The organism is Streptomyces sp. NBC_00433, from assembly GCA_036015235.1.
Taxonomy (GTDB): domain Bacteria; phylum Actinomycetota; class Actinomycetes; order Streptomycetales; family Streptomycetaceae; genus Actinacidiphila.
In genome coordinates this window covers 3,502,037-3,524,711 of the sequence record CP107926.1, presented here as the reverse complement: position 1 = coordinate 3,524,711, position 22,675 = coordinate 3,502,037, and the positions used below count along the sequence as shown (strand labels likewise).

Genomic DNA, 22,675 nt, shown 5'->3' with positions numbered 1-22,675 from the left:
CCCTAGAAGCGCCCCCCGCCCCCCATGCGGCCGCGGGTCTCGGTGCCGCCGAAGCTGCCGGGGCCCGCGCCGCCGAAGTCGCCGCCGCCCCCCAGGCCGCGCATGCCGCCCAGGCTGCCGTAAGCCCGGCGGTTCCCGCGGCCGTTGCCGAACAGCTCGCCGAGGATGATGCCGCCGAGCATCGCGCCGCCGATGCCGCCCATGCCGGGTCCGCCCCGGCGGCCGCCGTAGGAGGCCGCGCCGAAGGAGCCGACGTCCTCCCGGGCCAGCCGCTGGGCCTCCCGGGCCAGGCGGTCGGCGTCCCCCGCGTCGGTCAGGGCCGCCGAGGTGGGGGCGGCGGCCTCGGCCCGCTGGAGGCGGCGCTCGGCCTCCGCCAGCCGGGTACGCGCCTGGCTGCCGATCGCGGCACGGTGGGTGGTGATCACGTCACGGGCCGCCGCGACCTGACTGCGGGCCCCGAGCAGCGCCCGGTCGAGCAGCCCGCGCGCCCGCTGCCCTCCGGCCTCCCGCCCGCGCGCCCCGGCCAGCGCTTCGGCCAGGCCCGCGTCCGCCTCCGCCACCCGCCGCAGCCCCGCGATCGGTTCGTGGCGCCCGCCGGCCAGCTCCGCCCGCACGGCGGCGACCACCACCTCGGCGCGCGCGATCCGGCCGCGCAGGTCGGCGTGGTCGCCGCCGGCGTTGCCCGCCCGGCCCGCGGCGTCCGCGCCCGGCAGCGTCCTGGCCTCCGCCAGGTCCGCGTCGGTCTCCGTCAGGGCCGCGCGCAGCGCCGTGTCGGCGGCGTGCAGCTCGTCGGCGCGGCGGGTGACCGAGTCGGCCAGGGCGGTGGCCTGGCCCAGGGCGCCCTCGGCCGCGCGGACGAAGACCGCGGCGCGGCCGTGGTCGGTGCCGATCGCCGCACGGGCCTGGTCGAGGCCGGCCTGGGCGAAGTCCAGCCGGTCGCGGGCCTCGGCGGGGTGCCCGGCGACCGGCTCGATCGCCGGGTCGGCGTAGGTCGCGGCCAGCGGTGTGAGCGCCGCCTCGGCCGCGGCGATCCGGCCCGGCAGGGCGGCGGCCCTGGCCTCGGCCTCTTCGAGGAGCCGCGGGGCGTTGGCCTCCATCGCGCGCAGCCGGTCGAAGGCCTCGGACTCCGCGTCGAGCCGCCGGTTGGCCTGGGTGCAGCGGGAGAGGATCTCGTCCAGCAGCTGCCGCCTGGCCACGTCGTCCGCGGGGACGGCGTCGTCCAGCTTCTGCCGCCGCCGGAAGGCGGCGGCCAGCTCGCCCCTGGCGTAGTCGACCGCCTCGGTGAAGGGCTGTGCGGCCGCCTCGCCGAGCTGGGCGGCCGCGAAACCGACGTCCTCCTCGCTGGTGCGCACCGCGTCGTCGGTGGCCACCAGCAGCTGCCCGGCCTGCGAGTCCAGTTCGGGCAGCGGTGTCGGCTTCGGGGCGTAGCGGCGGCCGCGCCCGCCGGCCACCGGTCCGGCGCCCGCGGGTTCCGGGGGGCGGCCCGTGGGGGTGTTCCGGCGGCGCCGGATCGCGTAGAGGACGACCAGGCCTCCCGCGGCCACCGCGACGACCGGGATCCACAGGTCGGCGGAACCGTTCCTGCCCGAATTCCCGCCGCCGGGGTCCGCGGTGCCCGGGGTGATGGTGGGCGCGGCCACCGGGCGGCCGGCGAGCACCGCGTCGTAGCCGTTGGCGGCGCCGACGGCCGCGCCCGCCCAGTCGTTCTGCCGCAGCGCGGGTTCGACGGCGGTGGAGCTGACCTGGTCCAGCTGGGCCTGGGTGAGCCCGGAGTCCTGGTCGGCGGAGACCGCGTACTGCTGGTCGTGGGTGGCGACGGCCAGCAGGATGTCCTGCCGGCCGAGCCCGTTCCTGGTCGCCGTGGCATTGGCCCAGTCCTGCGGGCTGCGGCCGGAGAAGCCGTTGACGTAGGCGACGAAGAGCTGGAGGTGGCGGGCGTCGAAGAGCTGGTCGAGGGCGGTGGCGACCTGGAAGGTGCGGCCCTGGAGCGCGTCGACCCTGTCGGTGATCTGGCCGCTGCGGGACAGGGCGACCGGATCGTCGGCGCGGGCCTGGCCCGCGTGCGGGAGCAGCACGGCGAGCCCGAGCGCGCCCAGCGCCGCGCACCACCGTGGGACTCGCCGCCTCATGCGCCCGCGCCCTTCGCCCGCGCCACGTCTCCACCGCGTGGCTGTCCTCGGAGGCTATGTGCGGGATGTGCGGTACGCGACTTATGCGCGGCGCCCGGTCGTCGTCCGAAAGGCGGGTACGGCGGTGCGCCCCGGGGGTGGCGGCCCCCGGGGCGCACCGCCGTACGATCCGGCCGAGGGCCTGCCGGACCCCGCCGGCCAGGCGGGATCTGCCGGACAGGCCCTACCCCTGGCGGCGCCGGATCTTGCTGCCGAGCCACACCAGCGGGTCGTACTTGCGGTCGATGGCACGCTCCTTGAGCGGGATCAGCGCGTTGTCGGTGATCTTGATGTGCTCGGGGCACACCTCGCTGCAGCACTTGGTGATGTTGCAGTAGCCGAGCCCGTGGTCCTCCTGCGCGGACGCGGCCCGCACCAGCCCCTGGTCGGCGGCCGCGTCCAGCGGGTGCATGTCCAGCTCGGCGATCCGCATCAGGAAGCGCGGCCCGGCGAAGGCCGCCTTGTTCTCCTCGTGGTCGCGGACCACATGGCAGGTGTCCTGGCACAGGAAGCACTCGATGCACTTGCGGAACTCCTGCGAGCGCTCCACGTCGACCTGCTGCATGCGGTAGTCGCCGGCCTGCACGCCCTTCGGCGGGACGAAGGCCGGGACCTGCCGGGCCTTGTCGTAGTTGAAGGACACGTCCGTGACCAGGTCGCGGATCACCGGGAAGGCCCGCAGCGGGGTGACGGTGACCGTCTCGTCCGGCTCGAAGACCGACATCCGGGTCATGCACATCAGCCGCGGCCGCCCGTTGACCTCGGCACTGCACGACCCGCACTTGCCGGCCTTGCAGTTCCAGCGGACGGCGAGGTCGGCGGCCTGGGTGGCCTGCAACCGGTGGATGATGTCGAGGACGACCTCGCCGTCGTTCACCTCGACCTCGTAGTCCCGCAGGTCACCGCCGTCGGTGTCGCCCCGCCAGACCTTGAAGTGCGCTGTGTGGGTCACCGGTCAAGCTCCTCGTCCGTCAGGTATTTCAGCAGCTCTTCCCGCTCGAAGAGGGCCAGCAGATCGGCCCGTATCGGGTCCATCGGGCGCTGCCGCAGCCCGACCCGCGCCCGCTCGTCCGCACCGCCCGCGTCCGCACCGCCCGCGTCCGCACCGCCCGGGTCCTCGGCGGCCAGCTCGCACACCAGGTTGACCTTGCGCCAGCCGCGGTCCATCCCCGGGTGGTCGTCGCGGGTGTGGCCGCCGCGGCTCTCGGTGCGCTCCAGCGCGGCCTTGGCCACGCACTCGCTGACCAGCAGCATGTTCCGCAGGTCGATGGCCAGGTGCCAGCCGGGGTTGAACTGCCGGTGGCCCTCCACCCCCGCCCGCCGCGATCTGGCCCGCAGCCCGTCGAGCCGCTCCAGCGCCTGCTCCATCTCCGGGCCGCGCCTGATGATGCCGACCAGGTCGTTCATCACCTGCTGCAGCTCCTGGTGCAGGGTGTACGGGTTCTCCGCCGGCTCGTCGCCCTCCGCCGCCGCCCCGAAGGGCCGCAGCGCCTCCGCCGCCGCCGCGTCGATCTGCGCCTCGGGCGCCGCGGGCCGCCGCTCGCCGAGCCCGGCCGCGTATTCGGCCGCGTGGAGCCCGGCCCTGCGGCCGAAGACCAGCAGGTCGGACAGCGAGTTGCCGCCGAGCCGGTTGGAGCCGTGCATGCCGCCGGCCACCTCGCCGGCCGCGAAGAGCCCCGGCACCCCGCGGGCCGCCGCGGTGTCCGGCTCCACGTCGACGCCGCCCATCATGTAGTGGCAGGTCGGGCCGACCTCCATCGCCTCGGCGGTGATGTCGACGTCGGCCAGCTCCTTGAACTGGTGGTGCATCGACGGCAGCCGGCGCTTGATCTCCTCGGCGGGCAGCCGGGTCGACACATCGAGGAAGACCCCGCCGTGCGGGGTGCCGCGGCCGGCCTTGACCTCGGAGTTGATCGCGCGGGCCACCTCGTCGCGGGGCAGCAGCTCGGGCGGGCGGCGGTGGTTGTCCGGGTCGGTGTACCAGCCGTCGGCCTCCTCCTCGCTCTGCGCGTACTTCTCCTTGAAGACGTCGGGGACGTAGCCGAACATGAACCGCTCGCCGTCGCTGTTGCGCAGCACCCCGCCGTCGCCGCGCACCGACTCGGTGACCAGGATGCCCTTGACCGACGGCGGCCAGACCATGCCGGTGGGGTGGAACTGGATGAACTCCATGTTGATCAGCGGCGCCCCGGCCAGCAGCGCCAGCGCGTGCCCGTCGCCGGTGTACTCCCACGAGTTCGACGTGACCTTGAAGGACTTGCCGATGCCGCCGGTGGCCAGCACCACCGCGGGCGCGTCGACCACGAACAGCCGGCCCGACTCGCGGACGTAGCCGAAGACCCCGGCCACCTTGCCGTCGTCCTTCAGCACCCGGGTGACCGTGCACTCCTGGAAGACCTTCAGCCTGGCCTCGTAGTCGCCGGTCTCGGCGAAGTCCTCCTGCTGGAGCGAGACGATCTTCTGCTGGAGGGTGCGGATCAGCTCCAGGCCCGTGCGGTCGCCGACGTGCGCGAGCCGCGGGTATTCGTGGCCGCCGAAATTGCGCTGCGATATCCGGCCGTCCGCGGTGCGGTCGAAAAGGGCGCCCCAGGTCTCCAGCTCCCACACCCGGTCGGGGGCCTCCTTGGCGTGCAGCTCGGCCATCCGCCACTGGTTGAGGAACTTCCCGCCGCGCATGGTGTCGCGGAAGTGCACCTGCCAGTTGTCGTGGGAGTTGACATTGCCCATGCTGGCCGCGATGCCGCCCTCGGCCATCACCGTATGGGCCTTGCCGAAGAGGGACTTGCAGATCACGGCGGTGCGCATGCCCCGCTCCCGGGCCTCGATCGCGGCCCGCAGCCCCGCGCCGCCCGCGCCGACCACGACCACGTCGTACGCGTGCCGTTCGACTTGTGTCATCTCAGAAGAACCTCGGATCGTCGAATACGCCGCTGGCCACCAGGTACACGTAGAGGTCGGCGAGTCCGACACTGATCAGCGAGGACCAGGCGAGCAGCATGTGGCGGCCGTTGAGCGCGCCGACCCAGCCCCACAGCCGGTAGCGCACCGGGTGGGCGGAGAAGTGCCGGAGCTTGCCGCCGATGATGTGCCGGCAGGAGTGGCAGGACAGGGTGTACGCCCAGATCAGCAGGATGTTCAGCACCATCACCAGGGTGCCGAGCCCCGCGTGGCCCCAGGCGCCGTGCTCGTCGCGGAAGGCGAGCACCACGTCGTAGGTCAGGATGCCGGCCACCGGGAGCGCCAGGTAGAAGAAGTACCGGTGGATGTTCTGCATGATCAGCGGCAGACGGGTCTCGCCGGTGTACTTCGCGTGCGGCTCGGCGACCGCGCAGGCCGGCGGCGACGCCCAGAAGCCGCGGTAGTAGGCCTTGCGGTAGTAGTAGCAGGTCAGCCGGAAGCCCAGCGGGAAGACCAGCACGAGCAGCGCGGGGGACAGGCCCCACCAGGCGCCGAAGAGGTGCCAGTCGGCGCCGCCGTTCATGTCCGCGCAGTTCGAGGCCAGGCAGGGCGAGTACAGCGGCGACACGTAGGGCGCCGAGTAGTAGTCGCCGTTCGCGAAGGCCCGCCAGGTGGCGTAGATGATGAAGATCGTCAGGGCTACCGCGGTGACCAGCGGTGAGAGCCACCACCGGTCGGTCCGCAGGTGCCGGGCGGAGATCGCGGCCCGCCCCGGTGCGAGTACACCGCGGGCGGCAGGGGTGGTGGGGGTGGTTCCGGTGGCCAAGGAGGACTCCGTACGGGAAAGGACCGGGGGGCGCGCGACCGAGCCGTCGCACGCCGGTGCGTACGACGGGGCGCGCGGTTACGGCGCGTGCCGGTGCGGCGAGCCGAGCCCCTCGTCCTCGGCGTCCGCCCACAGCCCGCGGTCGTAGGGCGCGTCCGGGATGGTGACCATCTCGACCTGCCGCGCTCCCGCGGCCGCCGGCGCCGAGTCCTGCAGCAGCGCGAGGCTGTCCCGCAGGTGGGCCGCGGCACTGCGCACCCGGCGCATGTCGAGGGTGTCGCCGCTGTGCTCGTCCAGCCGCGCGACGCAGCGCATCAGGTCGTCGAGCCGGCGCTGAACCGACGTCAGGTCGTCGTGCAGGGACACGTGAAGTCCTCACCATCTGCCGCCGTGATGAATGGAGTACGGGGCGGTGCTGCGGATGTGAGTGTTGCGCGTCACACCGCGCCTTGTGAAGACGGCTGCACGGAATACCGCGGCGCCGGCCGGGCGCGGCGGGGCTGTGGGCCGGACGGGTGGAGTGCGCCGGGCGCGTCGGCGGGTCGGGGCGGCGCCGCCGGTGGCGTCGTCTGGAGTGGGAGTGCGATTACCGGACCACCGGTAAAACGGCCCATTCGACCAGATGAAGTATGTCCCCGGCGTATGCCGAGCCTCCGGCCGGCCGCCTGGGCCGCGGAGGAGCGACATGAACCGCAGTGCGGACCCGACCGCTGTCACCCCGGCGCCGCGGGCGCGCGCGGCGCGTATTCGCCCTGTGGGCGACGGTGGTCCACTTCCCCGCCCGGCGCCGCGGCCGCGCGCGGTGCGTACCGCCGTGGCGCTCACCGCGGCGCTCACCGCGGGCGCCACGCTCAGCCTCACCGCCTGCTCCTCGGGAGGCGGCGGCAACCACGCCGCCGGCACCGCTGGCACCGACGTGGCCGCGGTCGCCAGGGCGGGCGTACGCGACGGCGGCACCCTGCACTGGGCCACCGACGACGTGCCGCGCACCCTCAACGCCTTCCAGGCCGACGCGGACGCCGACACCGGCACCGTCGCCGGCGCGACCCTGCCCGCGATGTTCCGCCTCGACGCCCACGGCAAGCCCTCCGCCGACACCGACTTCCTGAAGAAGGCCGACGTCACCGACAGCGTGCCCCGCCAGGTCGTCACCTACGAGCTGAACCCGAAGGCCGTGTGGAGCGACGGCCGGGCGGTCGGCGCCGCCGACTTCGCCGCCCAGTGGAACGCGCTCAGCGGCAAGAACTCCGCCTTCTGGACCTCGCGCAACGCCGGCTACGACCGGATCGCCTCGGTCAAGCAGGGCGTCGACGCCCAGCACGTCGAGGTCACCTTCAGCACGCCCTACGCCGACTGGCGCTCGCTGTTCAGCCCGCTCTACCCCAAGTCCGTCACCAGCACCCCCGACGCCTTCAACGACGGCGCCCGCACCTCGCTGCCCGTCGTCGCGGGACCCTTCGCGGTCAAGGGCGTCGACGCCAGGGCGGGCACGGTCACCCTGGTCCGCAACACCTCCTGGTGGGGGCAGCCCGCCAAGCTCGACCAGCTGGTGCTGACCGCGGTGCCGCGCGCCAAACGGGCCGCCGCGCTGGCCGCGGGCACCCTCGACCTCGCCGACATCGACCCGGGCGCGCTGGCCGCGGTCAAGAGGACCAGGGGCCTGGCCGTACGCAAGGCCCCGGACGCCGCCTACGCGCAGCTCGCGCTGAACGGCAGCGCCGGGCCGCTGGCCGACGAGCGCGTACGGCACGCCGTCGCCCGCGCGATCGACCGCAAGGCCATCGCCACCGCCGTGCTCAAGCCGCTCGGCCTGCCGGCCGTAGCCCTCGGCAACCACCTGGTGCTGCCCTCCCAGGACGGCTACGCCGACCACAGCTCCGCCCTGGGCGCCGCCAGCCTCCAGCAGGCGCAGGCGCTGCTCGCCGACGCGGGCTGGAAGCAGTCCACCGCCAAGGCCGGCGACCCGGCGGCCGGCCCCGGCCGCAGCGCCGCGTCCGGCGCGCTCACCGTGGTCGAGCCCAGCAGGGCGGTCACCAAGGGCGGCAAGCAGCTCAGCCTGCGGTTCGTGCTCCCCGCGGACTCGCCGACGCTGGACGACGTCGGCGGGCGGATCGCCAGGATGCTGTCCGCGATCGGCGTCCGCACCGAGATCACGAAGGTCGACGGCGCGAGCTACTTCCAGGACCACATCGCCGCCGGCGACTTCGACCTCGCGCTCTACTCCTGGCCGGGCAGCGCCTACCCCGCCACGGACGACACGCCCATCTACGCCAAGCCCGTGCCGGCGCCGGACGGCTCGCTGAGCGTCGCGCAGAACTACACGCGGGTCGGTACCGACCAGATCGACCAGCTGCTCGACCGCGCGGGCAGTGAGCTGGACGCGTCCACGGCGCGGGATCTCGCGGCGCAGGCCGACTCCCGCATCTGGGCTGCCGCCGGCTCGGTTCCGCTCTACCAGCGGCCCGCTGTGGTCGCCCTGCGGACGACGGTCGCCAACGCCGGCGCCTTCGGCTTCCAGACCCCCCACTACGAGGACATGGGCTTCCGCAAGTAGCCCCTCCCCGGGGCCGCGCCCGGACACTGCCGTTCGGGCCTCCCAGTTCCCCGCCACTCCCTGCGGGGTGCTGTTACGGATTCCACAGTTGCGCTGTGTGGGTGGCTTGTCGCGCGGTTCCCCGCGCCCCTGGGTGGTTGCCTCTTGCGGTGCGTTGCTTGTCTGCGGCGCCATCGTGGCTGGTCGCGCAGTTCCCCGCGCCCCTTTGGGCCTGCGTCTTCCGCTGCCAAGCGTTGGTTCCTGGCAGGGGCTCTGCGCAGAGGGCACGCGTTTTTCAGGGGCGCGTGGGGGTACCCCCAGGCGAAGCGCTGGGGGAGAACGGAGCGCCCCGCCGAAGAGGCGGGAAAGAAAGCAAACACCACGGCAAGTGGCAATCACCCAGGGGCGCGGGGAACTGCGCGACCAGCCGCAGTGGATCGCAAGTGTGGAGTCCGTAGCAGCACCCCGCAGGGAGTGGCGGGGAACTGCGCGACCAGCCGCAGTGGATCGCAAGTGTGGAGTCCGTAGCAGCACCCCGCAGGGAGTGGCGGGGAACTGCGCGACCAGCCGCAGTGGATCGCAAGTGTGGAGTCCGTAGCAGCACCCCGCAGGGAGTGGCGGGGAACTGCGCGACCAGCCGCAGTGGATCGCAAGTGTGGAGTCCGTAGCAGCACCCCGCAGGGAGTGGCGGGGAACTGCGCGACCAGCCGCAGTGGATCGCAAGTGTGGAGTCCGTAGCAGCACCCCGCAGGGAGTGGCGGGGAACTGCGCGACCAGCCGCAGTGGATCGCAAGTGTGGAGTCCGTAGCAGCACCCCGCAGGGAGTGGCGGGGAACTGCGCGACCAGCCGCAGTGGATCGCAAGTGTGGAGTCCGTAGCAGCACCCCGCAGGGAGTGGCGGGGAACTGCGCGACCAGCCACAGTGGACCGCAACTGTGGAGCACCCACCCAGGGGCTCGGGGAACCGCGAGGCCAGCCCCCAGGGACGGGGGAAGGGGTCAGCGCGCCGTGGGGGCGAGGGCGGCGGCCCTGGTGCGGAGGGCGCGGGCGCGGGCGAGGGCGTCCGGGGCCGTGGACGCCGCGCGGGTCGCGAGCTTCTCCGCCTCCCGCGGCCGGGAGAGAAAGAGCGCCTCCATCGCGGCGAGGTCGGTGCCGCGGAAGGCGGCGGACGATTCCGAACGCAGCGCGGCCAGCGCGGCGGAGAACACCGGCCCCGCCTCATCCGCACGCCAGTGCCCGGCCACGATCCCGTCACCGACGGCGCAGGCGTACAGCTGGAGCGCCTCCCGGCGCAGGGCGGGCGCCACCGACCGCTCCCGCAGGGCGGCCGCCGTCCGCGCGGCCTCCCCGCAGCGGCCCTCCGCGAGGGCGACCACCGCGGTCATGGCCTGCCGCCGCGCCGAGCCGGACGGCTCACCCGCGTCGAGCGCGGCCCGCGCCTGGCCGATCCGGCCGGCGCCGGCGGCCCTGGCGGCCGCCAGGCTCGCCGGGTCGTGCAGGAATTCGGTGAGCCGCTGGTCCTCCTGCCCGAAGGGCAGCCGGAGCAGCCGCCAGGCCGGTGTGCCGACCCGGCCGGGCTGGACCGTCGCCAGCAGCGCGGCGACGGCGGCGACGCCCCAGCCGATCCCCGTGGCGCGACCGCCCGCGGCGATCAGCGCCGCGGCGGCCAGTACCTCCGCGAGCAGTGTGAGCGCGGCGCCGCACCACAGGCGGCGGCGCAGCCCCGGCCGGTCGACGAGGACGTGGCAGGTGCTGACGATGATCAGCGGCAGCAGCCGGAAGGTGAGCAGCCGCCCGCGGCGTACCGTGCTGCCGAGCCGGCGGCCGACGCCGACGGACGTCCAGACCCTCGCGAGGCCCGAGAGCGGGCCGAGGAGCCGGTCGCACAGGACGTGGATGTTCAGGCCGGCGACCATGCCGAGCGCGAAGCGGAGGAAGGCCGGGGCCGAGAGCGGCAGCGCGCCTGCGGCGCTGAGCACCGCGACGGCCGCGGTACCCGTGACCACCAGCAGGTTCGGCAGCGCCCGCCGTCCTGCGGCGCGGGTCGTGCCGGGGGAGCCGGCGGGGTCGTGGGGCACACCGGCCGGCAGCGGCGGCACTGATTCGTGCTGCGGGAGGAACGATGACGTGGACACGCGGAGATCGTCGCACCCCCTCCCACCCCGCCGTCGCCTGGGGCGGCCGGGCACGCGGGGGCGCCCCGGCCCCCTCGTCCGGGCGCGGCCCGTTGTGCTGGCACGTACCATGGGGAACGGCCGCGGCGTGACTTCTGCCCGGCAAGGGCGAGCGCGTCGAAGAGGAACGCGACGCCATCCACGATTCCGGGAGAAGCGCCGCCGCATGTCCACGCGCCACGATATTCGTAACGTCGCCATTGTCGCCCATGTCGACCACGGCAAGACGACCCTCGTCGACGCCATGCTCAAGCAGGCCGGGGCCTTCGCCGCGCACCAGCATCTGGACGACCGGATGATGGACTCCAACGACCTGGAGCGCGAGAAGGGCATCACCATTCTCGCGAAGAACACCGCAGTGAAGTACCACCCGAAGGACGGCGGGGACCCCGTCACCATCAACATCATCGACACCCCCGGCCACGCCGACTTCGGCGGTGAGGTCGAGCGCGGCCTGTCGATGGTGGACGCGGTGGTGCTGCTGGTGGACGCCTCCGAGGGCCCGCTGCCGCAGACCCGCTTCGTGCTGCGCAAGGCGCTCACGGCCCGGCTGCCGGTGATCCTGTGCATCAACAAGACCGACCGCCCCGACTCCAGGATCGACGAGGTGGTCAACGAGACCTACGACCTCTTCCTCGACCTGGACGCCGACGAGGACCAGATCGAGTTCCCGATCGTCTACGCCTGCGCCCGTGACGGTGTCGCGTCGCTGACCAAGCCGGACAACGGCACGGTGCCGGCCGACAGCGACAGCCTGGAGCCGTTCTTCTCCACCATCCTGTCCACCGTCCCGGCGCCGACCTACGACGAGGAGGCCCCGCTCCAGGCGCATGTCACCAACCTGGACGCGGACAACTTCCTCGGGCGTATCGCGCTGCTGCGGGTCGAGCAGGGCCACCTGAAGAAGGGGCAGACCGTCGCCTGGATCAAGCGCGACGGCAGCATCTCCAGCGTGCGCATCACCGAGCTGATGATGACCGAGGCGCTGACCCGCAAGCCCGCGGAGAGCGCGGGCCCCGGCGACATCTGCGCGGTCGCCGGCATCCCGGAGATCATGATCGGCGAGACCCTGGCCGACCCGGAGAACCCGATCGCGCTGCCGCTGATCACGGTGGACGAGCCGGCCATCTCGATGACCATCGGTACGAACACCTCGCCGCTGGTCGGCAAGGGCGGCAAGGGCCACAAGGTCACCGCCCGCCAGGTCAAGGACCGCCTCGACCGGGAGCTGATCGGCAACGTCAGCCTGCGGGTGCTGCCGACCGAGCGCCCCGACACCTGGGAGGTGCAGGGCCGCGGTGAGCTGGCGCTGGCCATCCTGGTGGAGACGATGCGCCGGGAGGGCTTCGAGCTGACCGTCGGCAAGCCCGAGGTGGTCACCAAGGAGATCAACGGCAAGGTCCACGAGCCGATCGAGCGGCTGACCATCGACTCGCCCGAGGAGCACCTGGGCGCCATCACGCAGCTCATGGCGGCCCGCAAGGCCCGGATGGAGACGATGACCAACCACGGGTCCGGCTGGATCCGGATGGAGTGGATCGTGCCGTCCCGCGGCCTGATCGGCTTCCGTACCGAGTTCCTGACCCAGACCCGCGGCACCGGCATCGCGCACTCCCTCTTCGAGGGCCACGAGCCGTGGTTCGGCGAGCTGCGCACCCGCAACAACGGCTCGCTCGTCGCCGACCGCTCGGGCGTCGTGACGCCGTTCGCGATGATCAACCTCCAGGAGCGCGGCGTGATCTTCGTCGAGCCGACCACCGAGGTCTACGAGGGCATGATCATCGGTGAGAACTCGCGTTCCGACGACATGGACGTGAACATCACCAAGGAGAAGAAGCTCACCAACATGCGCGCCGCTTCCGCGGACAACACCGAGAACGTGGTGCCGCCGCGCAAGCTCTCCCTTGAACAGTCCTTGGAGTTCTGCAGGGACGATGAATGCATCGAAGTCACTCCGGAGACCGTCAGGATCCGTAAGGTGGTCCTCGACCAGAAGGAGCGGGGCCGCGCCGCGTCCCGCGCTAAGCGCTGACGCTCGCTGACCGCCAACTGAACGGTGAGGGGTCCAGGCCTGCCTGGACCCCTCTCGCGTGGGCTTTTGGTGTCCGCTTTCCGGACACCATTAACCGTTAGATAGGTCACACTGCCCATTTCGCCGGTGTCTGTCTACGTTCCATAATGTCCGGATTCTGGAACAAGATCGCTGTTGATGTGACCAAAGCGAGACCAACCCTGTGCCGTTCCGACTTCAAACGTGCCCGATAGTGGGACGAAGTTGAAGCTCGGGTCAATGGGTCACGCGCTGATGGGGAGCGCCGACTCACGAGCACAGGAAGGCCGTAGTCGCTGTCAGGGGTGTCAGTGGGCGTCCGGCCTTCCTTTCACGTATCGATAGTGACTCCTGAGGAGGCAAACCCATGCGCGGTGCCAAGAGCGCCAAGTGGGTCGTAGGTGCGGCCGTAATCGCCCTCGCAGCGACCGCCTGCAGTTCGAGCGACTCGGACAGCAAGGACAAGGCCAAGGCCAGCAGTGGATCGAGCGACGGGATCGTCCGAGCGTGGTGGGGGGACCCCCAGAACCCGCTCGAGCCCGCCAACACCAATGAGGTGCAGGGCGGCAAGGTCCTTGACATGATCTTCATGAACCTCAAGGAGTACGACGCCACGGGCAAGGCCCAGCTTGAGGCCGCTGACTCGATCACCACGACCGACCAGCAGAACTTCACCATCAAGATCAAGCCCGGCCTGAAGTTCTCCGACGGTACGCCGGTCACCTCCAGCTCCTTCGTGGACGCCTGGAACTACGGTGCCCTGGTCACCAACAAGCAGCTGAACGCCTACTTCTTCGCCGACATCGACGGCTACGCGGCCGTCCACCCGTCGGACGACCCGGGTGCCAAGCCGACCGCCCAGACCATGTCCGGTCTGAAGGTCGTCGACGACACCACCTTCACGGTGAAGCTGGCGCAGAAGTTCTCCACGTGGCCGGACCGCCTGGGCTACAAGGCCTTCGCGCCGCTGCCCAAGGAGTTCTTCGACAACCACGCGGCGTACCTGGCCAAGCCGATCGGTGACGGCCCGTACATGATCGAGTCCTACACCAAGGGTTCGAGCATGAAGCTGGTCCCGAACCCGAACTACGCGGGTCCGAGCAAGCCGAAGAACAAGGGCGTCCTGCTGAAGGTCTACACCAGCAGCGACACCGCCTACGCGGACCTGCAGTCCGGCCAGCTGGACGTCCTCGACGACATCCCGGCCGCCGACCTGCCGCACGTGAAGGACGACCTGGGCGGCCGCTACCTCAACCAGCCGGCCGGCATCATCCAGACGTTCTCCTTCCCGATGTACAAGGCGGAGTGGAACAAGCCGGGCATGGAGAAGGTCCGCCAGGGCATCTCCATGGCGATCGACCGCAAGACGATCACCGACAAGATCTTCGGTGGCACCCGCACCCCGGCCCAGGACCTCACCTCTCCGGTGCTGGGCGCGGCCGGTGGCTTCAGCGACACGCTCGCCGGCGACTCGGTCAAGTACGACCCGGTCAAGGCCAAGCAGCTGATCACCGAAGGCGGCGGCATCCCCGGCGGCCAGATGAAGCTCGGCTACAACGCCGACTCCGGCTCGCACAAGGAATGGGTCGACGCGGTCTGCAACAGCATCAACAACGTGCTGGGCAACAACAAGGCCTGCGTCGGCGCCCCCACCGGCACCTTCGCGGACTTCCGCAACCAGATCACCAAGGGCCAGATGAGCCAGCCGTTCCGTTCGGGCTGGCAGATGGACTACCCGCTGATCGACGACTTCATCACGCCGCTCTACGCCACCGGCGGCAGCTCGAACGACTCGAAGTACTCGAACAAGACGGTCGACAACCTGATCAAGCAGGCGAACGCCGAGCCTGACGTGGCCAAGTCGATCTCGCTCTACCAGCAGGCCGAGAAGCAGGTCCTCACGGACATGCCGATCGTTCCGCTGTGGTACCAGAACGGTCAGGCGGGTTGGTCGTCCAAGGTCTCCAACGTCAAGGAGAACGCGTTCAGCTACCCCATCTTCACCGACATCACGGTCAACTGACCTGATCTCGCACGACCTGCAGTAAGCGAGTCCGTACAGGGGAGACGTCCGGGCACGCTTGCGGGGGTTACTGACAAACAACCGCTCGCGGTGTGGATGTCGGCCGGGGCCACAAGCCCCGGCCGACGTCTGCCCGATCCCTGGAGGGCAGATGGGGCGCTACGTCATCAGGCGACTGCTCCAGATGGTTCCGGTCTTCATCGGAACCACATTGTTGATCTTCGTGATGGTGTGGGGTCTCGGTGACCCCGTGGCTGCCATGTTCGGTGACCGCACCCCGGACCCGGCCACCGCCGCGCAGATCAGACTCGAGTACCACCTCAACGACCCGTTGATCCAGCAGTACTGGATCTACATGAAGGGCGTCTTCCAAGGCGACTTCGGCAACGCGTGGAACCAGCAGCCGGTCACCGACCTGCTCAAGACCGCGTACCCCGTGACTCTGCGGCTGACCATCGTCGCGTTCGTCATCGAAGCGGTCATCGGTGTGGCGCTCGGCGTTTTCGCCGGCCTGCGCCGCGGGCGGTTCTTCGACACCGGCGTGCTGGCGATGACGCTGATCGTCGTGTCGATCCCGACCTTCGTCACCGGCTACGTGCTGCAGTACTTCTTCGGCGTCAAGTGGTCGATCGTGCATCCCTCGGTCGGTGAGGGCGCGCCCTTCAAGGACCTGCTCATGCCCGGCCTGGTACTGGCCGGCGTCTCCCTCGCGTATGTGGCCCGACTGACCCGCACCTCGGTCGCGGAGAACACCCGGGCGGACTACCTGCGCACGGCGGTGGCCAAGGGCCTGCCGCGGCGCCGGGTGATCACCAACCACATGCTGCGGAACTCGCTCATACCCGTGGTGACCTTCCTCGGTACGGACATCGGCAACCTGATGGCCGGCGCCCTCGTCACCGAGCGCATCTTCAACATCCACGGCGTGGGCTACCAGATCTACCAGGGCATCGTGCACAACAGCCCTGCCACCGTCGTGGGCTTCGTGACGATCCTGGTGATCGTCTTCCTGCTCGCGAACCTGCTCGTCGACCTGCTCTACGCGGTCCTGGACCCGAGGATCCGGTATGCCTGAGAACACCGACGCCGTGATCCTCGACGGTGTCCCCGCCGTCGCCCCGGACGGCGTGCCCGTCCCCGTCGACAAGCGCGACCGGCCGCGCAGCCTGTGGAACGACGCCTGGTACGACCTGAGCCGCAAGCCGATCTTCTACATATCGGCGCTGGTCATCCTGTTCCTGATCGTCATCTCGATCTGGCCCGGCCTGATAGCCAGCCAGGACCCGTTGCAGTGCGACCTGATCAACTCGCAGAACGGCCCGACCTCAGGCCACTGGTTCGGCTTCGACCAGCAGGGCTGCGACGTCTACACCCGTACCGTCTACGGTGCCCGCGCCTCGGTCGAGGTCGGCATCTTCTCGACGCTCGGCGTGGCCGTGCTCGGCGCGGTGCTCGGCGGCCTGTCCGGCTACTTCGGCGGCTGGCTCGACGCGATCATCTCCCGGATCAGCGACATCTTCTTCGGCATCCCGATCCTGCTCGGCGGCGTCGTCTTCCTGTCCGCGGTCAAGGGCGGCTCGGTGGCCACCGTGTCGACCTTCATCATCCTGCTGGGCTGGCCGCAGCTGGCCCGCATCGCCCGCGGTGCCGTGATCACCGCGAAGGAGCAGGACTACGTCCTGGCGGCCAAGGCACTCGGCGCGGGCCACGGCAGAGTCCTGCTGCGGCACATCGCCCCGAACGCGCTGGCTCCGGTCATCGTATGGTCCACCATCGCGCTCGGCACCTTCATTTCGCTGGAAGCGACACTGTCCTTCCTCGGCGTGGGCCTCAAGCCGCCGGCCGTCTCGTGGGGTATCGACATCTCCTCCGCGGCCGAGCAGATCCGCAACGCGCCGCACATGCTGCTGTGGCCCGCGGGCGCGCTCAGCGTGACGGTGCTGGCCTTCATCCTGCTCGGCGACGCGGTCCGCGACGCCCTCGACCCCAAGCTGCGCTAGGAGGGCGTACGTTGACTGTCATCGACGATATATCGGACGTTCCCGCGCCTGACGCGAAGCTGGCGCCGCTGCTCGAAGTGCGCGACCTGCACGTGGAATTCCACACCCGTGACGGCGTCGCCAAGGCCGTGAACGGTGTCAACTACTCGGTGAGCGCCGGCGAGACCCTCGCCGTGCTCGGCGAGTCCGGCTCCGGCAAGTCGGTCTCCGCGCAGGCCGTCATGGGCATCCTCGACATGCCGCCGGCCCGGATTCCCAAGGGAGAGATCTTCTTCCAGGGCCGGGACATGCTCAAGATGTCCGGCGAGGAGCGGCGGAAGATCCGCGGCCGGAAGATCGCGATGATCTTCCAGGACGCGCTGTCCTCGCTCAACCCGGTGCTCAGCGTGGGCTACCAGCTCGGCGAGATGTACCGGGTGCACCAGGGCCTGTCCCGCAAGGACGCCAAGGCCAAGGCCATCGAGCTGATGGACCGGGTGCGCATCCCGGCCGCCAAGGAGCGGGTGGGCGACTACCCGCACCAGTTCTCCGGCGGTATGCGCCAGCGCATCATGATCGCCATGGCGCTGGCCCTGGAGCCCGACCTGATCATCGCCGACGAGCCCACCACGGCTCTCGACGTGACGGTCCAGGCGCAGGTCATGGAACTGCTCGCGGAGCTGCAGCGCGAGTACAACATGGGCCTGATCCTGATCACCCACGACCTCGGCGTGGTCGCCGACGTCGCCGACAAGATCGCCGTGATGTACGCGGGCCGGATCGTCGAGGACGCCCCCGTCCACGACATCTACGCCAAGCCCGCGCACCCGTACACCAAGGGCCTGCTCCAGTCGATTCCCCGGCTGGACCAGAAGGGCCAGGAGCTGTACGCGATCAAGGGCCTGCCGCCGAACCTGACGCGTATCCCGTCGGGCTGCGCCTTCAACCCGCGCTGCCCGATGGCGCAGGACATCTGCCGTACCGACGTGCCCGTGCTGCACCCGGTCGGCACGGCGCGCGGCAGCGCCTGCCATTTCTGGAAGGAGACCCTCGGTGAGTGACACCACCCTCCCCAAGGACCCCGAGGACGCGGCGCCCGAGACCGCGCCCGTGGTGGAGGTGGCCTCGGCCGCCGCCGCCCAGCTCGCCGAGCGGGAGCCGATCCTGCAGGTGCGCAACCTGGTCAAGCACTTCCCGCTGACCCAGGGCATCGTCGTCAAGCGGCAGATCGGCGCCGTCAAGGCCGTCGACGGCATCTCCTTCGACCTGTTCGCGGGCGAGACGCTGGGCATCGTGGGCGAGTCGGGCTGCGGCAAGTCCACCGTCGCCAAGCTGCTGATGAGCCTGGAGCAGGCCACGGCGGGCGAGGTCTTCTACAAGGGCCAGGACATCACCAAGCTGTCGGGCCGCGCGCTCAAGGCGGTGCGGCGCAACATCCAGATGGTGTTCCAGGACCCGTACACCTCGCTCAACCCGCGGATGACGGTCGGCGACATCATCGGTGAGCCGTACGACATCCACCCCGAGGTGGCGCCCAAGGGCGACCGCCGCAAGCGGGTCGAGGAACTGCTCGACGTCGTCGGCCTGAACCCCGAGTACATCAACCGCTACCCGCACCAGTTCTCCGGCGGCCAGCGCCAGCGCATCGGCATCGCCCGCGGCCTCGCGCTCAACCCGGAGATCATCATCTGCGACGAGCCCGTCTCGGCGCTGGACGTGTCGGTGCAGGCGCAGGTCATCAACCTGATGGAGAAGCTCCAGGACGAGTTCAACCTGTCCTACATCTTCATCGCGCACGACCTGTCGATCGTGCGGCACATCTCCGACCGCGTCGGCGTGATGTACCTGGGCAAGATGGCGGAGATCGGCTCGGACGCCGAAATCTACGAGCACCCCACGCACCCGTACACCCAGGCGCTGCTGTCCGCGGTGCCGGTGCCCGACCCCGAGGCGCGCGAGCACCGGGAGCGGATCATCCTGAGCGGTGACGTGCCCTCGCCGGCGAATCCGCCGTCCGGGTGCCGCTTCCGCACCCGCTGCTGGAAGGCGGAGGACCGGTGTGCGGTGGAGGAGCCGCTGCTCGCGATCCCGACCCGGTTCGCGAACGTCGACACCCCGGCGAAGCACGAGTCCGCGTGCCACTTCGCCGAGGAGAAGGACGTGGTGGGCGCCGCCTGACCGGACCGTCCGCGACAGCACCGCAGAAGGGGCGCCCCCGCCGGGGGCGCCCCTTCTGACGTGGTGTCGCGCTCTGGCCAACGCATTGGGTACGCGACACGCAGGTGTAGAAGTGCGGCTTTGCCGCAATTGCTGTGTCATGGGTTACGAAGTGTCATTTGTGACCCATGAGGAGGCACGCGATGCGCGGAGCCACGCGCGTGAAGTGGGCCGTCGGCGTGACCGTCGTCGCCCTGACAGCCGCCGCCTGCGGCAGCAGCGGTGACAACGGCGGGAGCAGCACCTCGACCGGCGGCAGCGGCGGCGGCATCGTACGGGCCTCCTGGGGCGACCCGCAGAACCCGCTGGAGCCGGCCAACACCAACGAGGTGCAGGGCGGCAAGGTCCTCGACATGGTCTTCCGCGGCCTGAAGGCCTACAACCCGAAGACCGCCAAGGCCGAGAACATGATCGCCCAGTCGATCACGTCCACCGACTCGCAGAACTTCGACATCAAGCTCAAGACCGGCTGGACCTTCAGCAACGGCGAGCCGGTCACCGCCGACTCCTTCATCAACGCCTGGAACTTCGACACCCAGCTGAAGAACGCCCAGCTCAACGCCAGCTTCTTCAGCTACATCGACGGCTACGACAAGGTGCACCCCGACACCCCGGGCGCGAAGGCCTCCGCCACCACGCTGTCCGGCCTGACGAAGGTCTCCGACACCGAGTTCAAGGTCAGGCTCAACCAGAAGTTCGCGCTCTTCCCCGACACCCTGGGCTACGCGGCCTTCGACCCGCTGCCGCAGGCCTTCTTCACCAACCGCCAGGCGTGGCTCGCCAAGCCGATCGGCAACGGCCCTTACCAGATCGCCTCCTACACCAAGGGCTCCAAGATGGAGCTGAGGAAGTGGGACGGCTACAAGGGCCCCGACCCGGCGCAGAACGGCGGGGTCGAGCTGCGGGTCTACACCGACAACAACACCGCGTACACCGACCTCCAGGCCGGCAACCTCGACCTCGTCGACGACGTCCCGGTCACCCAGCTGCGCAACGTCAAGAGCGACCTCGGCAACCGCTACATCAACGTGCCGGCCGGCATCATCCAGACCATCTCCTTCCCGCTGTACAGCCCGCGCTGGTCCTCGGCGAACTCGGCGAAGGTCCGGCAGGGCCTGTCGATGGCGATCAACCGCAAGCAGATCACCGACCAGATCTTCCAGCAGACCCGCACCCCGGCCACCGACTGGACCTCCCCGGTGCTCGGTGACGCGGGCGGCTTCAAGGCCGGGCTGTGCGGCGACGAGTGCACCTTCAACGCCGACAAGGCCAAGCAGCTGATCGCCGAGGGCGGCGGCCTGCCCGGCGGCAAGATCACCATCTCCTACAACGCGGACACCGGCTCGCACAAGGAATGGGTCGACGCGGTCTGCAACAGCATCAACAACGCGCTGGGCAACAACAAGGCCTGCGTCGGCGCCCCCATCGGCACCTTCGCCGACTTCCGCAACCGGATCACCAGCAAGCAGCTGAACGACCCCTTCAGGGCCGGCTGGCAGATGGACTACCCGCTGATCCAGGACTTCCTGCAGCCGCAGTACTTCACCGACGCCTCGTCGAACGACTCGCACTACAGCAACGCCAACTTCGACAAGCTGGTCAACGAGGCCAACGCGGCGAGCTCCTCGAGCGAGTCCGTCAGCAAGTTCCAGGAGGCGGAGAAGCAGCTGGTCATCGACATGCCCGCGATCCCGCTGTGGTACCAGAACGGCAGCGCCGGCTTCTCGACCAACCTCTCGAACGTCGCGCTGAACCCTTTCAGCGTGCCCGTCTACAACGAGATCAAGGTCAAGTGACACCGCGGCCGGGGGCCGCCGCACCGGTCGCAGCACCGGCGCCCGCGCCCCCCGGTCCCCTCATTCCCCGGAACTCCCCGGAAGGGCCCGCATGGGACGCTATGTGATCCGGCGGCTGCTCCAGATGATCCCGGTGTTCATCGGCAGCACGTTCCTGATCTTCTTCATGGTCTACGCGCTCGGCGACCCGGTCGCCGCGCTGTTCGGCGACCGCGCGCCCGACCCGGCCACCGCCGCGCAGATCCGGCACGACCTGCACCTCAACGACCCGCTGTGGCAGCAGTACCTGATCTACATGGGGAACATCTTCACCGGCGACTTCGGCACCGCCTTCAACGGGCAGTCCGTCACCAGCCTGATGGGCAGCGCCTTCCCTGTCACCATCCGGCTGACCATCGTGGCGATCCTCTTCGAGATCGTCATCGGCATCTCGCTGGGCGTCCTCACCGGCATGAAGCGCGGCAAGCCGGTCGACACCGGGGTGCTGCTGCTCACCCTGGTCGTCATCTCGGTGCCGACCTTCGTCACCGGCTACGTCCTGCAGTACCTCTTCGGCGTCCAGTGGGGATGGGTCAGCCCCTCGGTGTCACCCGACGCGCCTTTCAACGAGCTGATCCTGCCGGGCCTGGTGCTCGCGCTGGTCTCGCTGGCCTACGTCACCCGGCTGACCCGTACCTCGATCGCCGAGAACACCCGCGCCGACTACCTGCGCACCGCGGTCGCCAAGGGCCTGCCACGGCACCGGATCATCATCAGGCACCTGCTGCGCAACTCGCTGATCCCGGTCGTCACCTTCATCGGCACCGACATCGGCTTCCTCATGGGCGGTGCCATCGTCACCGAGCGGATCTTCAACATCCACGGTGTCGGCTTCCAGCTCTACCAGGGCATCCTGCGCAACAACGCGCCGACCGTGGTCGGCTTCGTCACCATCCTGGTGCTGGTCTTCCTCATCGCGAACCTGCTGGTCGACCTGCTTTACGCGGTCCTGGACCCGAGGATCCGTTATGCCTGAGAACAACCCGCTGGACCCGAAGCAGGGCGCCATCGCCCCCGGCGGCGGCTACGGCGCCGGCATGGACCTGGCGGCCTCCGACGCCGACGCCCTGGAGCGCCCCCCCGACCACGGCCAGGAGCCGGGCGGCCCCGCGGGCAAGCCGCGCAGCCTGTGGTCCGACGCGTGGCGCGACCTGCGGCGCAACCCCGTCTTCATCATCTCGGTGCTGATCATCCTCTTCCTGGTCTTCATCTCGCTGTGGCCGGGCACCATCGCCTCCCAGGACCCGTTGCAGGCCAACCTCCAGAAGTCGCAGGCCGGCTCCGAGCCCGGCCACCCGTTCGGCTTCGACCAGCAGGGCCGCGACGTCTACACCCGGGTGGTCTACGGGGCCCGCGCCTCGGTGACGGTCGGCGTGTGCGCGACCGCCGGGGTGGTGCTGCTCGGCAGCGTGCTGGGGGGCCTGGCCGGCTTCTTCGGCGGCTGGTGGGACGCGATCCTGTCCCGGCTCAGCGACGTCTTCTTCGGCATCCCGGTGGTGCTCGGCGGCCTGGTCTTCCTGTCGGTGGTCACCAACAGCACCGTGTGGCCGGTGGTCGGCTTCATGGTGCTGCTCGGCTGGCCGCAGATCGCCCGTATCGCCCGCGGCTCGGTCATCACCGCCCGGCAGAACGACTACGTGCAGGCGGCCAGGGCGCTGGGCGCCGGCAACTCCCGGATGCTGCTGCGGCACATCGCGCCCAACGCCGTCGCCCCGGTGATCGTGGTCGGCACCATCGCGCTGGGCACCTACATCGCGCTGGAGGCCACGCTGTCCTACCTCGGCGTCGGCCTCAAACCGCCCACCGTCTCCTGGGGGATCGACATCTCCGACGCGTCCAACCAGATCCGCAACGCCCCGCACATGCTGCTGTGGCCCGCCGGGGCGCTGAGCGTGACCGTCCTGGCGTTCATCATGCTCGGCGACGCGGTGCGCGACGCCCTCGACCCCAAGCTGCGCTGAGGAGCCCGCCG

General features: G+C 70.4%; 16 protein-coding genes. 10 read left to right on the top strand and 6 right to left on the bottom strand.

Going from position 1 to position 22,675, the window contains the following annotated elements; genetic code table 11:
* Positions 1-2 precede the first annotated feature (2 nt).
* From OG900_14510 to OG900_14490, 5 genes are all read right to left on the bottom strand, one after another.
* Positions 3-2,129 carry a TPM domain-containing protein gene (locus OG900_14510; protein ID WUH91197.1) on the bottom strand — a complete coding sequence of 709 codons (2,127 nt, stop codon included), beginning with the start codon at positions 2,127-2,129 and terminating at the stop codon, positions 3-5.
* Between the two features lie 223 nt (positions 2,130-2,352).
* On the bottom strand, positions 2,353-3,120 hold the full coding sequence (locus OG900_14505) for a succinate dehydrogenase/fumarate reductase iron-sulfur subunit (GenBank protein WUH91196.1): 768 nt from the start codon (positions 3,118-3,120) through the stop codon (positions 2,353-2,355).
* A complete protein-coding gene (locus OG900_14500; protein WUH91195.1) occupies positions 3,117-5,066 on the bottom strand; it encodes a fumarate reductase/succinate dehydrogenase flavoprotein subunit in 1,950 nt (649 codons plus the stop codon). The genes OG900_14505 and OG900_14500 overlap by 4 nt, the downstream gene beginning before the upstream one ends.
* A gap of 1 nt (position 5,067) precedes the next feature.
* Entirely contained in the window at positions 5,068-5,892 is an 825-nt protein-coding gene (locus OG900_14495; protein WUH91194.1) for a hypothetical protein, read from the bottom strand.
* Between the two features lie 78 nt (positions 5,893-5,970).
* Positions 5,971-6,258 carry a hypothetical protein gene (locus OG900_14490; GenBank protein WUH91193.1) on the bottom strand — a complete coding sequence of 96 codons (288 nt, stop codon included), beginning with the start codon at positions 6,256-6,258 and terminating at the stop codon, positions 5,971-5,973.
* A 448-nt stretch (positions 6,259-6,706) separates the two neighbouring features.
* Here OG900_14490 and OG900_14485 point away from each other — a divergent pair, with 448 nt between their 5' ends.
* Positions 6,707-8,446, top strand: a complete 1,740-nt coding sequence (locus OG900_14485) for an ABC transporter family substrate-binding protein (protein ID WUH91192.1) — start codon at positions 6,707-6,709, stop codon at positions 8,444-8,446.
* 977 nt (positions 8,447-9,423) lie between these two features.
* Here OG900_14485 and OG900_14480 read toward each other — a convergent pair.
* Complete coding sequence (locus OG900_14480) at positions 9,424-10,560, bottom strand: hypothetical protein (protein ID WUH91191.1); 1,137 nt, start codon at positions 10,558-10,560, stop codon at positions 9,424-9,426.
* A gap of 205 nt (positions 10,561-10,765) precedes the next feature.
* Between OG900_14480 and typA the strand changes: the two genes are divergently transcribed.
* From typA to OG900_14435, 9 genes are all read left to right on the top strand, one after another.
* Positions 10,766-12,631: a translational GTPase TypA gene (gene typA / locus OG900_14475; GenBank protein WUH91190.1), complete on the top strand. Its 1,866-nt coding sequence runs from the start codon at positions 10,766-10,768 to the stop codon at positions 12,629-12,631.
* 385 nt (positions 12,632-13,016) lie between these two features.
* Positions 13,017-14,672, top strand: a complete 1,656-nt coding sequence (locus OG900_14470) for an ABC transporter substrate-binding protein (protein WUH91189.1) — start codon at positions 13,017-13,019, stop codon at positions 14,670-14,672.
* Between the two features lie 151 nt (positions 14,673-14,823).
* A complete protein-coding gene (locus OG900_14465; protein ID WUH91188.1) occupies positions 14,824-15,747 on the top strand; it encodes an ABC transporter permease in 924 nt (307 codons plus the stop codon).
* A complete protein-coding gene (locus tag OG900_14460) occupies positions 15,740-16,672 on the top strand; it encodes an ABC transporter permease (GenBank protein ID WUH91187.1) in 933 nt (310 codons plus the stop codon). Before OG900_14465 ends, OG900_14460 begins: the two co-directional genes overlap by 8 nt.
* Before the next feature lie 11 nt (positions 16,673-16,683).
* Positions 16,684-17,712 (top strand): ABC transporter ATP-binding protein, encoded by a 1,029-nt coding sequence (locus tag OG900_14455; protein ID WUH91186.1) that lies wholly within the window; start codon positions 16,684-16,686, stop codon positions 17,710-17,712.
* A gap of 52 nt (positions 17,713-17,764) precedes the next feature.
* Positions 17,765-18,829 carry a dipeptide ABC transporter ATP-binding protein gene (locus tag OG900_14450; protein ID WUH95757.1) on the top strand — a complete coding sequence of 355 codons (1,065 nt, stop codon included), beginning with the start codon at positions 17,765-17,767 and terminating at the stop codon, positions 18,827-18,829.
* 182 nt (positions 18,830-19,011) lie between these two features.
* Entirely contained in the window at positions 19,012-20,664 is a 1,653-nt protein-coding gene (locus OG900_14445) for an ABC transporter substrate-binding protein (protein ID WUH91185.1), read from the top strand.
* Between the two features lie 91 nt (positions 20,665-20,755).
* Positions 20,756-21,679: an ABC transporter permease gene (locus OG900_14440; GenBank protein ID WUH91184.1), complete on the top strand. Its 924-nt coding sequence runs from the start codon at positions 20,756-20,758 to the stop codon at positions 21,677-21,679.
* Complete coding sequence (locus tag OG900_14435) at positions 21,672-22,664, top strand: ABC transporter permease (GenBank protein WUH91183.1); 993 nt, start codon at positions 21,672-21,674, stop codon at positions 22,662-22,664. The genes OG900_14440 and OG900_14435 overlap by 8 nt, the downstream gene beginning before the upstream one ends.
* Positions 22,665-22,675: the final 11 nt, after the last annotated feature.